At 62.0% G+C, this 14448-nt stretch carries 13 protein-coding genes; 7 read left to right on the top strand and 6 right to left on the bottom strand.

The genetic code is table 11. From position 1 onward, the window contains the following. Window positions 1-116 precede the first annotated feature (116 nt). Complete coding sequence (ilvD, locus tag BMX62_RS05370) at window positions 117-1973, bottom strand: dihydroxy-acid dehydratase (RefSeq protein ID WP_090205484.1); 1857 nt, start codon at window positions 1971-1973, stop codon at window positions 117-119. Between the two features lie 69 nt (window positions 1974-2042). Here ilvD and BMX62_RS05365 point away from each other — a divergent pair, with 69 nt between their 5' ends. Next, window positions 2043-2504, top strand: coding sequence for a DUF192 domain-containing protein (locus BMX62_RS05365; protein ID WP_090205480.1), 462 nt, complete (start codon window positions 2043-2045; stop codon window positions 2502-2504). 12 nt (window positions 2505-2516) lie between these two features. Here BMX62_RS05365 and BMX62_RS05360 read toward each other — a convergent pair whose 3' ends face one another. Both BMX62_RS05360 and BMX62_RS05355 read right to left on the bottom strand, forming a co-directional pair. Further along, a complete protein-coding gene (locus BMX62_RS05360) occupies window positions 2517-3989 on the bottom strand; it encodes a RimK family protein (RefSeq protein ID WP_090205477.1) in 1473 nt (490 codons plus the stop codon). 33 nt (window positions 3990-4022) lie between these two features. After that, the gene (locus BMX62_RS05355; RefSeq protein WP_090205474.1) at window positions 4023-5117 is read right to left on the bottom strand and encodes a GNAT family N-acetyltransferase/peptidase C39 family protein; all 1095 of its coding nucleotides are present in this window, start codon (window positions 5115-5117) and stop codon (window positions 4023-4025) included. A 141-nt stretch (window positions 5118-5258) separates the two neighbouring features. Here BMX62_RS05355 and argA point away from each other — a divergent pair, with 141 nt between their 5' ends. Continuing rightward, window positions 5259-6641: an amino-acid N-acetyltransferase gene (gene argA / locus BMX62_RS05350; protein ID WP_238375870.1), complete on the top strand. Its 1383-nt coding sequence runs from the start codon at window positions 5259-5261 to the stop codon at window positions 6639-6641. Here the strand turns inward: argA and dksA are convergent, their stop codons facing one another. Continuing rightward, window positions 6642-7049, bottom strand: a complete 408-nt coding sequence (gene dksA, locus BMX62_RS05345) for an RNA polymerase-binding protein DksA (protein ID WP_090205471.1) — start codon at window positions 7047-7049, stop codon at window positions 6642-6644. 80 nt (window positions 7050-7129) lie between these two features. Continuing rightward, a complete protein-coding gene (locus tag BMX62_RS05340; RefSeq protein WP_090205468.1) occupies window positions 7130-7792 on the bottom strand; it encodes an O-methyltransferase in 663 nt (220 codons plus the stop codon). A 145-nt stretch (window positions 7793-7937) separates the two neighbouring features. Here BMX62_RS05340 and cpdA point away from each other — a divergent pair, with 145 nt between their 5' ends. Further along, on the top strand, window positions 7938-8780 hold the full coding sequence (gene cpdA, locus BMX62_RS05335) for a 3',5'-cyclic-AMP phosphodiesterase (protein ID WP_090205464.1): 843 nt from the start codon (window positions 7938-7940) through the stop codon (window positions 8778-8780). An 8-nt stretch (window positions 8781-8788) separates the two neighbouring features. Here the strand turns inward: cpdA and glgX are convergent, their stop codons facing one another. Then, a complete protein-coding gene (gene glgX / locus BMX62_RS05330) occupies window positions 8789-10948 on the bottom strand; it encodes a glycogen debranching protein GlgX (protein ID WP_090205461.1) in 2160 nt (719 codons plus the stop codon). Between the two features lie 398 nt (window positions 10949-11346). Here glgX and BMX62_RS05325 point away from each other — a divergent pair, with 398 nt between their 5' ends. From BMX62_RS05325 to ubiT, 4 genes are all read left to right on the top strand, one after another. After that, complete coding sequence (locus tag BMX62_RS05325) at window positions 11347-11775, top strand: RRXRR domain-containing protein (RefSeq protein ID WP_090205459.1); 429 nt, start codon at window positions 11347-11349, stop codon at window positions 11773-11775. 124 nt (window positions 11776-11899) lie between these two features. After that, on the top strand, window positions 11900-13003 hold the full coding sequence (locus BMX62_RS05320; protein WP_420795807.1) for an aminoglycoside phosphotransferase family protein: 1104 nt from the start codon (window positions 11900-11902) through the stop codon (window positions 13001-13003). Further along, complete coding sequence (gene murU / locus BMX62_RS05315; protein ID WP_090205453.1) at window positions 12991-13686, top strand: N-acetylmuramate alpha-1-phosphate uridylyltransferase MurU; 696 nt, start codon at window positions 12991-12993, stop codon at window positions 13684-13686. The genes BMX62_RS05320 and murU overlap by 13 nt, the downstream gene beginning before the upstream one ends. Before the next feature lie 56 nt (window positions 13687-13742). Then, the gene (gene ubiT, locus BMX62_RS05310; protein ID WP_090205450.1) at window positions 13743-14270 is read left to right on the top strand and encodes a ubiquinone anaerobic biosynthesis accessory factor UbiT; all 528 of its coding nucleotides are present in this window, start codon (window positions 13743-13745) and stop codon (window positions 14268-14270) included. The last annotated feature ends 178 nt before the right edge of the window (window positions 14271-14448 follow it).

Raw genomic sequence — 14448 nt, 5'->3', positions numbered from 1 at the left:
CCAGGGGGAGAAGGGAGGGCCTCGCCATGGGCAAATCAAGCCCCCAGGGAAGGATGCAGGGAAAGCCCCTCTCCCCTTGCGGGAGAGGGGTTGGGGTGAGGGGAACGCCAAACAACCTACCGCTTCACCTGCAACTGGGAAATATCCCGCACCGCCCCCTGGGCCGCGGAAGTGGCCATCAGGGCATAGGCCCTGAGGGCCTGACTCACCACCCGCTGCCGATCCACCGGCTGCCAGGCCCGCTCGCCCCGCTGCTCCATGGCAGCCCGCCGACGCTCCAGTTCCCCATCCTCCACGGCAATGCGAATCACCCGCGCCGGGATGTCAATCTCGATGACATCCCCCTCCTCCACCAGACCGATGTTGCCGCCCTCCGCGGCTTCCGGTGACACGTGCCCGATGGACAGACCCGAGGTACCGCCGGAAAAACGGCCATCCGTCACCAGGGCACAGACCTTGCCCAGCCCCTTGGATTTCAGGTAACTGGTGGGATAGAGCATCTCCTGCATCCCCGGCCCGCCGCGGGGGCCTTCATAACGGATGATCACCACATCCCCCGCCTTCACCTGATCCCCCAGGATCGCCGCCACGGCATCGTCCTGACTTTCGAACACCCGGGCAGGGCCGGAGAACTTCAGAATGCTCTCGTCCACGCCGGCGGTCTTGACGATACAGCCCTCCGGGGCCAGATTGCCGTAGAGCACCGCCAGCCCGCCATCCTGGGAATAGGCGTGGGCCACCGAACGAATGCACCCACCGATCCGGTCCAGATCCAGGGTGTCCCAGCGCCGGGACTGGGAAAATGCCTCCTGGGTGGGCACACCGCCGGGGGCGGCCAGGAAACGCTCATGAGCCTCGGCGGCATCGCTGCGGGCCACATCCCAGCGTGCCAGGGCATCGGCCAGGGTGGGACTGTGGACGGTGGCCACGTTCCGATGCAGCAACCCCACTTGATCCAGTTCCCCCAGGATGGCCAGCACGCCGCCAGCCCGGTGCACGTCCTCCATGTGATACTGCTGGGTGGCCGGGGCCACCTTGCAGATGTTGGGCACCTTGCGGGAGAGGCGGTCGATGTCCGCCATGGTGAAATCCACCTCCCCTTCCCGGGCCGCCGCCAGCAGGTGCAGCACGGTGTTGGTGGAGCCCCCCATGGCGATGTCCAGGCTCATGGCATTCTCGAAAGCCTCGCGGCTGGCGATGGCCCGGGGCAACACGGAAGCATCGTCCTGCTCGTAGTAACGCCGGGCCAGATCCACCACCAGGCGCCCCGCCTCCAGGAACAGCTCCCGGCGCCCGGCATGGGTCGCCAGCAGGGAGCCGTTGCCGGGCAGGGACAGGCCCAGGGCCTCGGTGAGGCAGTTCATGGAATTGGCGGTGAACATGCCGGAACAGGAACCGCAGGTGGGGCAGGCGGAGCGCTCGTACTCCATCACGGTGTCGTCGCTCTCCTGGGGGTTGGCGGCGGCCACCATGGCATCCACCAGGTCCAGACTGATGACCTTATCGCCCCGGGTCACCTTGCCCGCCTCCATGGGGCCGCCGGAGACGAAGACCACCGGGATGTTCAGCCGCATGGCGGCATTGAGCATACCGGGGGTGATCTTGTCGCAATTGGAGATGCATACCAGGGCATCGGCGCAATGGGCATTGACCATGTACTCCACCGCGTCGGCAATCAGCTCCCGGGACGGCAGGGAATAGAGCATGCCGCCGTGGCCCATGGCGATGCCGTCGTCCACGGCGATGGTGTTGAATTCCTTGGCCACGCCGCCGGCCTTCTCGATCTCGCGGGCCACCAGTTGCCCCAGGTCCTTGAGATGCACATGACCGGGGACGAACTGGGTGAACGAGTTGGCAATGGCGATGATGGGCTTGCCGAAGTCGCCGTCCTTCATGCCGGTGGCACGCCACAGGGCGCGGGCGCCAGCCATGTTGCGGCCATGGGTGGAGGTGCGGGATCTGTACTGGGGCATGGTAAACTCCGAAGTGCTGCCAAGACCGCACAGTTTACACCGTCCACTGAGAATAGTTATGGTCGGTCAATGAACACATCCCAACGATTCCTGACGCTGCTGTCGCTACTGCTGGTCACCGCCTGCCTGCCCCCCCAGGCCCAGGACAGGCACGGGGCGGCAGCCGACCTGGCCGTCATTTCCCTGCACATCGGTGACCATCCCCTGACTGCCGAAGTGGCCGACACCGCGCCCCTGCGCGCCCAGGGACTCATGTTCCGGGAGTCCCTGCCTCCGGACCACGGCATGCTCTTCGTCTGGGAACAGCCCGAGCCGGTGGCCATGTGGATGCTCAACACGCCCCTGCCCCTGTCGGTTGCCTTCATCGACGAGCAAGGGCGAATACTGAACATCGCCCGGATGCAGCCCCACAGTCGCACCCTGCACCATGCCGCCGGCCCGACCCGCTATGCCCTGGAAATGCAGCAGGGATGGTTCGAGGATCGCGGGATTCAGTCCGGTGATCAGGTACAAGGACTGCCGGGCCACTGAGGGCAAGGCACATCACCGCCGCCGCATCAGGTCCAGACGTCGCACCAAGTCCTTCATAATGGCCTGATACAACCCCTCCTTGAGTACCTCATCTTCCACCCCCGCATCCAGACTGGGGTTATCGTTCACCTCGATCACCATGACACCCCGGTCGGTCTGCTTGAGATCCACCCCGTACAGGCCGTCACCAATCAGGTTGGCGGCCTTGAGGGCCGTCTTCAGCACCACGGGAGGCGCCTGATCCACCGGCAGGGTACGAAAGCCCCCCTGACGCAGGCTGCCCTTGGCCTGGTGGTTGACGATCTGCCAGTGTTTCTTGGACATCAGGTACTGGCACACATACAGGGGCTGCTTGTTCAGTATCCCCACCCGCCAGTCAAATTCCGTGTAAACGAATTCCTGGGCCAGGATCAGATCCGACTCCTTGAACAGGCGCTTGCTGATCTCTTCCAGCTCCGCCCGGTCCTCCGCCTTGAACACCCCACGGGAAAAGGACCCGTCGGGAATCTTCAGCACCACCGGATAACCGATCACCTCCTCGGCCGCCAGGATATTTTCCTTGCGCAGGATCAGGGTCCTGGGCGTGGGCACCTTCTGTCCCGCCAGCAGTTCCGCCAGGTAGACCTTGTTGGTGCACTTGAGGATGGAATCCGGATCATCAATCACCACCATCCCCTCGCCGTCCGCCTTGCGGGCGAAACGGTAGGTGTAATGGTCGATCCGGGTGGTCTCGCGGATGAACAGGGCGTCGTACTCGGCCAGCCGACCGAAATCCTTGCGGTCGATCAGATCCACCTCCAGACCCAGGGCCTTGCCCTGGCGAACGAACTGGTTCAGGGCCGCCCGGTTCGACGGCGGCAGGTCCTCGTCCGGGTTCTGCAGGATGGCCAGATCGTACTTGAAGTTGCGCGGCCCCCTGGGCTTGCGCCAGGGGCGCTTGAGGTAATTGTCCAGGGCCTCGAAAAAGGCCGTTTCCTGCTCCGGGGTCAGACTGTTGAGGGCCAGGGGCTTGATGGCATCGATGCGCCACTGGCCCACCAGTTTAAATTCCACCTTGAACAGGGGCGCCCGAAAAATGGAGAACAACTGCTGGCCGATCTCGTGCATTTCCTTGGGCGCACATTGGCCGAAGAAGACCGTCATCTCAAAAGCGGTGGGCTGCAGGCCGACGCGCTTGCGACCCAGCACCCGGGCCACCTTGCGGTCGATGTCCTCGGTATCCAGGCTGTAGATGGATTTCCTGGACAGATCCTGCAGGGTGCGCACCGTGGGCACCACCTTGTGCTGGCGGGCCTCCGCCAGCAGGGAGCAGTAATACCCCTCGCTCAGGTAGCGGTGGCTGCGGCACAGGTTGATGACCCGTAAACGGGTATGACTGGAATACCTGGGATTGGTGAGGTAGTCCTCGGCCACCACCACGGGGTATTCGGGGAAATGGGGCTTCCAGTCCCCCGGCTGCTCGATGAGCAGGACGTGATCCGACATGAATGATGTTCTCCTTATGAGTGAGGGGGAGGCTCAGGAACGAGGATAGACCACCAGCACGGCCTTGAGCCCGGCCTTGCCGTAGCGGGCCATGCGCTCGAAATCCCGCTGCAGGATGGGCATGTTGATGGAATCCGTGGGGGTTTCACCGTTGTCGTCATCCACGAAGGGATCGTGCACATAGATGAAGTGATCATCAAACCCGGTCACCACCACCCAGTGGGGAAACTTCTCGCCGTAGATCTGGTAGGAACTGATCAGCACCACCGGAATGCCGCCGGCCTCGAAACGGGCACGCAGGTCCGCCGCGCTCAGGGTGCCGTAGCGGAGGGGCACCCCCAGTTCCCGCAATTCATCCAGCATGTCCTCCTGCACCAGTCGCATGACCGCCTTCTTTTCCTCGCTGCGCACGGAGTCCAGCAGGGGCATGCGCTCATCACTCAGGGTCAGCTCCACGCCAAAACCGCGATGGGCGGCGGAAAGCGCCAGTCCGAACGGACCACAGCCGCCGTGTCCCGAGGTCATGAAAATGGTGGTGGCCTCCCGCCACAGACGCAACTCCAGACGCCGATCCATGGTCATGGCCCCATCCAGCGCCTTCATGGCCATCATCAGGGAGGATGGCCCGCAGGTAAAATCCAGGGTCTGTTCGTAGAAAGGCACCCGCACCATGTCCGGCCGCAGATGAGGCGCCAGGGATTTTTCATAGCGCCAAGCATCCATGTGGTCTTCGTAATAATCCCCGTACTCGCCGAAACGACGATACCCCAGGGACTCGAACAGACGGATGGAGGCCTGATTGTCCTTGCGGATCTCCAGGCGCAGATAGGCGCAGTCCCGTTCCCGGGCCTGGGCCTCGGCGATCTCCACCAGTTGCCGGCCAACGCGCCGTCCCCGAGCCGCGTCATCCACGGCAATGGAATACAGGCGGGCCATGGACGTGCCGCGACTGAACAGCAGCAGCACATATCCCAAAACCCCCTCGCCTTCGTCAAACACCAAGGTATGGGCCTTGCCCTTGGTCAGCAGGTAGCGAAACTGGCGGCGGGAGAGCCGGTCACTGGCAAAGCAACGTTGCTCGATCGCCAGCAGAGCGGAGATATCGGAAAGCCGGGCGGGGCGGATCACGGGAGGCGGACCAGGGCGGAAGGATGCCAAAACAGGCAGGGAGGGACAGCAGGAATTCTACACCCGTTGAGCGCAAAACACAGGACCAAACCGGTTTCGCCGCCGCCGGGGATGTCGGGCCAAAGGGGCTTCCATTAGGATATGGCCCTTTCCCATGGGCTTTTTCAGGACGCCAAGGTATTGAAACACACCCCCATCGCCCCCCATGTCGCCTGGTTCCGCGACGCCGCCCCCTATATCAACGCCCATCGGGATCGCACCTTCGTGATCGCCTTCGGCGGCGAGGCGGCGCTGCAGCCGGGATTTGCCACCCTGCTCCATGACATCGCCATCCTGCAGACCCTGGGGGTCCGGCTGGTGCTGGTCCACGGCGCCCGCCCTCAGATCGAGGAACGCCTGCGGGACAAAGGTGCAGAAATCCGCTACGTCAACGGCCTGCGGATCACCGATGAACAGGCCCTGCGGGCGGTGAAGGAGGCGGCCGGTTCCCTGCGGGTGGAGATCGAGGCCCTGCTGTCCATGGGGCTGGCCAATACCCCCATGTCCGGGGTCCGGGTCCGGGTTTCCTCCGGCAATTTCGTCACCGCCCGCCCCCTGGGGGTACGGGACGGGGTGGACTACCAACACACCGGCGAGGTACGCCGGGTGGATACGGAGGGCCTGCGGCGCCACCTGCAGTCCGGTGAAATGGTCCTGTTGCCGCCCATGGGCTATTCCCCCACGGGAGAAATCTTCAACCTGAGTGCCGAGGACGTGGCGGTGGCTGCTGCCATTGCCCTCAAGGCAGACAAGCTGATTTTTTTCAGTGATCCCGAGGAACTGCGGGATGAAGAACACATTCCCATCACCCATTTGACGGCGGATCAGGCCCAGGCCCAACTGCAGGGGCAACGTCCGATCCCCGAAGAATTGGCGCTGCATCTGCGCAGCGCCATCACAGCTTGTCGTCAGGGCGTGGCCAGGGTACATATCGTGGACCGGCGTCAGGACGGCGCCCTGCTGATGGAACTGTATACCCGGGAAGGGGCCGGCACCCTGGTCACCGGCGAGCGTTACGAGCGGCTACGGCCCGCCCGGATTGAGGACGTGGGCGGCATCCTGGAACTGATTCAGCCCCTGGAGGCCCAGGGCATTCTGGTGCGACGCTCCAGGGAACAACTGGAACTGGAAATCGAACGGTTTGCCGTCATTGAACAGGACGGCATGATTCTGGCCTGTGCGGCCCTGTATCCGTTCGTGGAGGAGCAGGTGGGAGAGTTGGCCTGTGTGGCGGTCCATACCGACTACCGGGGGGCCGGGCGTGCCGAAACATTGGCAGAATACCTAGAAGCCCAGGCCAGGGCCATGGGCATCAGCCGCCTGTTTGTACTCACCACACGCACGGCCCACTGGTTCCGGGAACGGGGGTTTGAAGCGGGCAATCTTGAAGACCTGCCCATCAGTCGCCGCCAAATGTACAACTACCAGCGCAATTCCAAGATCTTCATCAAGCCGCTGCCGGCGGCCCGACGCAAACCGGGCTGATCAGGAGAAGCGCTCGTCCCGTTCATGCCGCTCCTGAGCCTCGATGCACAGGGTGGCAATGGGACGGGCCTCCAGACGACGCAGGCCGATGGGCTCGCCGGTTTCATCGCAATAGCCGTAGCTGCCGTCATCGATGCGCCGCAGGGCGGCATCGATCTTGCCGAGCAGCTTGCGATAACGGTCCCGGGTGCGCAGTTCCAGACTGGCATCGCTTTCGCGGCTGGCCCGGTCGTTGGGATCCGGCTCCCGCCACTGCTCCTCCCGCAGGTTACGGATGGTCTGTTCCGACTCCTCCAGCAACGCATCGCGCCACTGCAGCAACTGACGACGAAAATAGGCCAGATGTCGAGGAGACATGTAGGGTTCGTCCTCACCGGGGCGGTACCCCTCGGGCAGATCGACGTTCATCACGGATCCTCGCTGCCGACAAGACCGGAAATGGTCAAGTGATCCAGTATATCCCCCATTTCCCGACGGGGGAAAAGACTTCAGCGTTTTCTGGCCAGGGTGAGTCCATCACCGATGGGCACCAGACTCAGGGTGACCGCCGGATCTTCGTGAATCAGGGCATTGAAAGCACGGATGGCCTCGGTGTCCGGCTCGTGGTCGTCAGGGTCTGCCACCCGTCCAGCCCACAGGGTGTTGTCCAGACAAATCAGCCCTCCAGGGCGCATCAGTCGCAGACAACGGCGGTAATAATGGGCGTAGTTCAGTTTATCCGCATCAATGAAGGCCAGATCGAAAGTGCCACAGGCCCCATCCGCCAACAGGCTATCCAGGGTATCCAGGGCAGGGGCCAGACGCAGTTCAATGCGATCCCCCAGTCCTGCCTCGTCCCAGTAACGCTGGGCAATGGCAGTCCAGGCGGGGTTGATATCGCAACATAACAGGCGCCCCTCTTCCGGCAATGCCCCCGCCAGCCACAGGGCGCTGTAACCGGTAAAACTGCCGATTTCCAGAACCCGCCGGGCACCGGTCAACTCAACCAGCAACGCCAGAAACTGACCTTGTTCCGGAGCAATCTGGCACTGATGTTCGGGTAAATGGGCTGTTTCCTCCCGCAACCGCCGGTACAAGGGCGGCTCCCGCAGAGAAACAGACCACAGATAGACCTGCAGGCGATGATCCAGCTCCGTGGTGCGATTGGACATGCTCTTTTGTCTCCAAAACGAAGAATTCCATGCAATCTGTCAAGGCAGCGTCAAACAGTTCAGTTATACTCTGAAACCAAGCTGTCGTATATGTATCAAACTACCTGAGCACCGATGGAACCCGTTTGGGTCAAGGAGTTTTTTGATGAGCCTGAATGGACCCTTTGCCAGACCACAGCGTATCGTTCAGATTACCGACTTGCACCTGTGCGAACAGCCCGGAGACATCATGGATTCCGGCCTCAATACGGACCATAGCCTCCGTCAGGTACTGGACCGGATCCGGCGTCGGGAAAAGACACCAGACCTGATGCTGGTGACCGGAGACCTGGTCCATACACCGGCCCCGACCGCCTATCGGCGACTGCGGGCCCTGTTCAATCCCCTGCCCTGGCCCGTTCAGTGCCTGCCAGGGAATCACGATGAACCCCAGATGATGGAAGATGTCCTGTGCCGGGACAACATCAGCTGCCGCAAGGCGGTCTCCAGAGGGGAATGGCTGTTTGTGAACCTCTGCAGCGTGGTAGAAGGACAACCCCACGGCCTGCTGGCGGAGGGAGAACTGGCTTTTCTCGATGAAGTGCTGACCCGCCACCCGGCCCGCAACGCCCTGATCAGCCTTCATCATCCGGTGGTGTTTATAGGCAGCCCCTGGATAGATGCCATCAGCCTGCACAATACCGAGGCTTTTTTCGAAGTGGTGGACCGGCATCCGCAGGTGCGCGGCGTCTTGTTCGGCCATGTGCACCAGCGGGTGGAGCAGGTCCGCAACGGGGTCCGCTTGATGGGAACCCCCTCCACCTGTGTCCAGTTCACCCCCCGAACCCAAAAATTCAAGCTCGACCGCTTGCCCCCGGCTTACCGGCGCCTGGAACTCCATGCCAATGGTCATATCGATACCGAAGTGGTCCAGGTTCCCGATACGCCGCACCTGAAGCATCCGCCTACCTGGCGGGAGTCACCGGAAAATCGGGCCAGTATGGCCTGATCCGGCCCTCAATCACTGTCACTGGGACGGACCACCGGGCGACTGACGTTGTGCATCAACACCACAGACCGGGCCTGCAAGGGATAGACCTCATGGCTGTGGAACATGCGGTGGTCCGGTCGGGTGCCCCGAGGGTACACCGTATCCAGAAGCACTTCCCAGCGGGTGCGGGCGGGCTGGGCCGGCAGGCGGAAGGAAATCGGCTCATGACCGGCATTGAACAACAGGATCATGTCCGTATCCTTGACCCGCCGGCCCCGCTCGTCATATTCCTCGAACAGATCACCGGCGATGAACATGCCCAGACTGCGGGCAAAACCCTGCTGCCAGTCCTCTTCCTTCATCTCCTCGCCATCCGGGCGCAACCAGGCCAGATCTTTCACTTCTGCCCCCATGATGGGACGTCCCTGAAAGAAATGACGCCGGCGCAAGGCAGGATGATTGCGTCGTAGCCGGATCAGATACTGGGCAAACGGCACCAGATCGCGGCTCTGCTCGTCCAGTTCCCAATCTAGCCAGGACAGGGGAGTATCCTGGCAGTAAGCGTTGTTGTTACCCCGTTGAGACCGTCCCCGCTCATCACCAGCCAGTAACATGGGGATGCCCTGGGAGAGGAACAGAGTGGCCAGCATGTTGCGCTTTTGCTGCGCCCGCAGATCCAGCACCGCCTGGTCCTCGGTGGCCCCCTCCATACCGCAGTTCCAGGACAGGTTATGATTTTCCCCGTCCCGGTTGTCCTCCCCGTTGGCCTCATTATGCTTGTGGTTGTAGCTCACCAGATCTTCCAGGGTGAAGCCATCATGACAGGTGACAAAGTTGATGCTGGCATAGGGTCGCCGGCCACTGGATTCGTAAAGGTCCGAAGAACCGGTCAGGCGATAGGCCATATCCCCGATCAGGCCATGTTCTCCTTTCCAGAAGGCCCGCACGCTGTCCCGATAGCGGCCATTCCATTCGGTCCAGCCCACGGGAAAGTTACCCACCTGATACCCACCCTCTCCCAGGTCCCATGGCTCGGCAATCAGCTTGACCTGAGACAGCACCGGATCTTGATGGATGATGTCGAAAAAAGCCCCCAGCCGGTCCACTTCGTGCAGCTCCCGCGCCAGTGCCGAGGCCAGATCGAAGCGAAAGCCGTCCACATGCATTTCCTGCACCCAGTAGCGCAAGGAATCCATGATGAGTTGCAACACCCTGGGGTGGCGCATGTTGAGGGTATTGCCACAGCCGGTGTAATCCATGTAATAGCGACGATCCTCCGGCACCAGCCGGTAATAGGCGCTGTTGTCGATACCCCGAAAGGACAGGGTCGGTCCCAGGTGACTGCCCTCGGCGGTGTGGTTGTACACCACATCCAGAATCACCTCGATGCCGGCGGTATGGAGGGTCTTCACCATGGTTTTGAATTCATTGACATGGCCCGAGGCGCAGTAACGCATGTCCGGGGCAAAGAACCCCATGGAGTTGTAGCCCCAGTAGTTGCGAAGCCCCTTTTCCACCAGATGCCGGTCGTCCAGAAAGGCGTGTACCGGCATGATCTCCACCGCCGTCACCCCCAGGCGCTGCAGATAGGAAATCACCGGCGCCGTGGCCAACCCGGCATAGGTGCCCCGCAGGGAGGTATGCACATGGGGATGCAGGGCAGTAAATCCCTTGACATGCAGTTCATAGATCACCGTTTCATGCCAGGGGGTGCGGGGCAACCGGTCATCACCCCAGGTAAAGGCGGTGTCGATCACCTGACACTTGGGCATACCGGTGGCAGAATCGCGGCGATCGATCTGCAAATCTTCCAGATCGGACCCAATCCGGTAGCCAAACAGGGCATCACTCCAGCGCACCTGACCATGAAAGGCCTTGGCGTAAGGGTCCAGCAACAGTTTGTTTGGATTGAACCGATGCCCGGCTTCTGGCGCATAGGGCCCGTAGACCCGATAACCGTAGAGCAACCCTGGCCGGGCCTCGGGCAGATAGCAGTGAAAAACCTGATCGGTCTGCCAGCGCATTTCGATGCGCTCCAGCTCCCGCCGGCCATTGGGATCGAAAAGACACAGTTCCACCTTTTCGGCATGTTCTGAAAACAGGGCGAAATTCACCCCTTCACCGTCCCAGGTGGCCCCGAGCGGATAAGGACTCCCAGGCCAGATGGCCCAGTTGGAATGGGGCATACAACATACCTTCCGCACCCGGCTTGGGTGCGCGTTTGAATCTATCGGATACTGCCCTGCAGTATAGGGTTCTGTGGAAACCCACCGCAATCACGCCCCGGACAGACATGCCATAGTCAACTACCCCCGACTGAAGCCGGGGGCTTGTGAGAGCAAGCCGGGTTGACCAGGGAAAGCGGTGAAAGTCCGCTACGTTTGCAACAGGTCGTCAAGACCCACCGGCGGATGCTGCCTCAGTCCGCCGCTCTGGAAGGCTGGGATCATGCTGGCGAAAAGTAAAGCGCCGAAGGTTCCAGCCGCCGCGAAAGCGGGAGCCGGTTGCAGACATTCCCAAGGGGAGATGGGGCGCAAGCCCCACGTCACTGGACTCGTAAGGGTTCTATTTTAGGAGGTTTGAAATGGCGGTTTTGGTACTGGACAAGAGGAAAAAGCCCCTGATGCCCTGCTCGGAGAAGCGGGCACGGTTGCTGCTGGAGCGGGGCCAGGCCGTGGTCCACCGGATGCATCCGTTCACCATCCGGCTCAAGGATCGCACGGTGGAAGAATCTGTGCTGCAACCCATCCAGATCAAGATTGACCCCGGCAGCAAGACCACCGGAGTCACGGTGATCCGGGAGGATGATGCTGATCCAGAGCATCAGCAGGTACTGATGCTGATGGAAATCGAGCATCGGGGCCAACAGATCCGTGAACATTTGACTCAGCGCCGGGCCTTTCGACGGCGGCGCAGGGGACAGTTGCGCCACCGGCAGTTTCAATATCCAGACCCGAGAGGGTGTGGTTCAGGGAATTTCACACCGCCATTGCCGCCTGCTACAAAGAGCTGATGGCTATGGCTATACCTTTCAACCCAAACTGATACAGGAGGACGCGACCAGGGCCGCGTAATCGTGCTGCGCACGATGCGCTATCCCTCCCCGCCCTGAAGGACGGGGTTTCTCGCGCAAAATGATGAAAAGCCACTCTCCTCCCGGCAACACACGTCGCGCCGACCTCCATGCCTGGCTGCAGGGCCTTCTTGGAGAAGATGCCCCAATGCCCCGACTGTTGTCTGCCGATGCCAGTTTCCGGCGCTATTACCGCATTTGGGAATATAACCGCAGCTGGGTGATCATGGATGCGCCACCGGACCGGGAATCCGTCAGCGACTTTGCCAGTATCGGCCAGATCCTGCTGGCATTGGGCCTGAGTGCGCCCCGTATTCATGCCCTGGAACCGGCGCAAGGATTCGCGCTGCTGGAAGATTTCGGCGACCACACCTTCAGTCGGGCTTTGACCGATGGGGCCGATGAACAGGGCCTCTACCGTCTGGCCACTGATGTTCTGATCACCCTGCACCGAAACTGGAGCCACCACCATGCCTGCCATGTGGCCCCCTACAGTGACACCATACTGCTCAACGAGGCGATGCTGCTGCTGGACTGGTACTGGCCCGAAGCCCTGGGGGAATGCTGCCCGGAACCGGTGCGTCAGGCCTTTATTGACGCCTGGCAAGACATCCTGCCTCAAACCGGCGCCCTGCCCCAGACCCTGGTACTGAGGGACTACCATGTGGATAACCTGATGGTCCTTCCTGGCCGGCAGGGGGTCGCCGCCTGTGGCCTGCTGGACTTTCAGGACGCCCTCATCGGGTCCCCGGCCTATGATCTGGTTTCCCTGCTGCAGGATGCCCGTCGTGACGTGACCCCCGCCGTGGCTGAAGCCATGGTGGCCCGCTACCGGGATGCCTTTCCCGGCCTGGATGCCAATGCCCTGGACGATAGTTTCTGGATTCTGGGCGCCCAGCGCACCACCAAGATCATCGGCATCTTCACCCGGCTCTGGCGTCGGGATGGCAAACCCGCCTACCTGCGCCATCTGCCCCGGCTCTGGCATCTGCTGGAGCAGGAACTGGCCCATCCTGCCCTGGCACCAGTACGGGCCTGGTATGACCAACACCTGCCCCATGTCCATCGCCTGGCCCTGGCCAGGGGTGGCGTGCACCAGCCCTGGGAACCCCAGCCCCTGACCGGGGCATCACCCTTGTCGGGAGGCTCGGGCTTATGCGCGCCATGATTCTGGCTGCCGGGCGCGGTGAACGCATGCGCCCACTCACCGACCATACCCCCAAACCCCTGTTACCGGTGGCCGGTCGCCCTCTGATCGAGCATCACCTGGCGCGACTGGCCCAGGCCGGTTATCAGGATGTGGTCATCAATCTGGCCCATCTGGGGGCGAAAATCCGCCAGCACCTCAAGGATGGCAGTACCTGGGGCTTACGTCTGTGGTATTCCCCGGAAACCGAGGCGCTGGAAACCGGAGGCGGCATTCTTCAGGCATTGCCCCTGCTCGGCCCGGACCCTTTTCTTGTGATCAATGGTGATGTCTGGACAGACCACCCCCTGACCCCGCCCACCCTGCCTGACAATGACCTGGCCCATCTGATCCTGGTAGACAATCCTCCCCATCATCCCACGGGGGATTTTCATGAACATCAGGGGCGGATTCAGGCGGACGGTACACCCCGTCTCACCTTTGCCGGCATTGGCTGGTATCGTCCTGCCCTGTTTGCCCACAGCCAGCCTGGCCGCTTTCCCCTGGCGCCCCTGCTGCGCACCGCGATGCACCAGGGGCGGGTGGGCGGCCAGCATCATCGAGGCATCTGGGAGGATGTGGGCACCGTGGCACGACTGCAGGCATTGAACGCACGGTTTGGCCATTCACCACAGGACTGGTCGCCCCCCCCCGATACGGGCTAGAATTTCAGGTCATCAAGGATTTATCCGTCATACCGCGACAGTCACAAGGTATCGCCATGCATCTTCCCAAGCCTCCCATCCTGCTGCCCCTGGGCGTCGGCCTGCGCCTGCTGCCGGATGCCGTCCATACCCGGGTTTTTTCTGCCCTGATGAACCATATGCTCAAGGGGCAACCTGCCGCCGATGAACTGGGGCCACTGGAAGGCAAGCGTATTTGCCTGGCGGTCACCGATCACGCCGGCAGCATTTGTTTCCGGGTCAAAAATGGCGGTGTCACCCACTGGGACTGCAAGGCGGACAATGACTGGGATGTGCGTATCCGGGGCCGTCTGGAAGATTTCTGGCGTCTGGCCACCCGCAGCGAGGACCCGGACACCCTGTTCTTCAGTCGCCGACTGGATCTGGAAGGGGAAACCGAAGCGGGCCTGTACCTGAAAAATCTGCTGGATACCGCTGAGCCGGACTGGGAAAGCCATATCCATGCGGTGCTGGGACAGCGGGCCGGCACCCAGGCGGTCAAGATGCTCAATCATCTGGGTCTGGGGCGTTACCTGCCCGGTGGCCTGCACCCTGCCGGTCATTGAGCAAACCGGCCACCATAACCACCATAGTGACATTGCAGGGGCAGCCTGTGGCCAGAGCCATAGGCTGCCCCTGCAATGGCGTATCAGCAAAAACCCGCGTGAACCCTCGCCCACTCGGGCGGGGAGGTCAGCGGGGGCCGCGCAAGCGGCCCTATTTTTGTGTCTTCTGCCCCTGAAC

Origin of the sequence: Ectothiorhodospira magna, from assembly GCF_900110965.1 — a bacterium.
Classification (GTDB): domain Bacteria; phylum Pseudomonadota; class Gammaproteobacteria; order Ectothiorhodospirales; family Ectothiorhodospiraceae; genus Ectothiorhodospira; species Ectothiorhodospira magna.
This window is presented reverse-complemented; position numbering and strand designations above follow the sequence as displayed.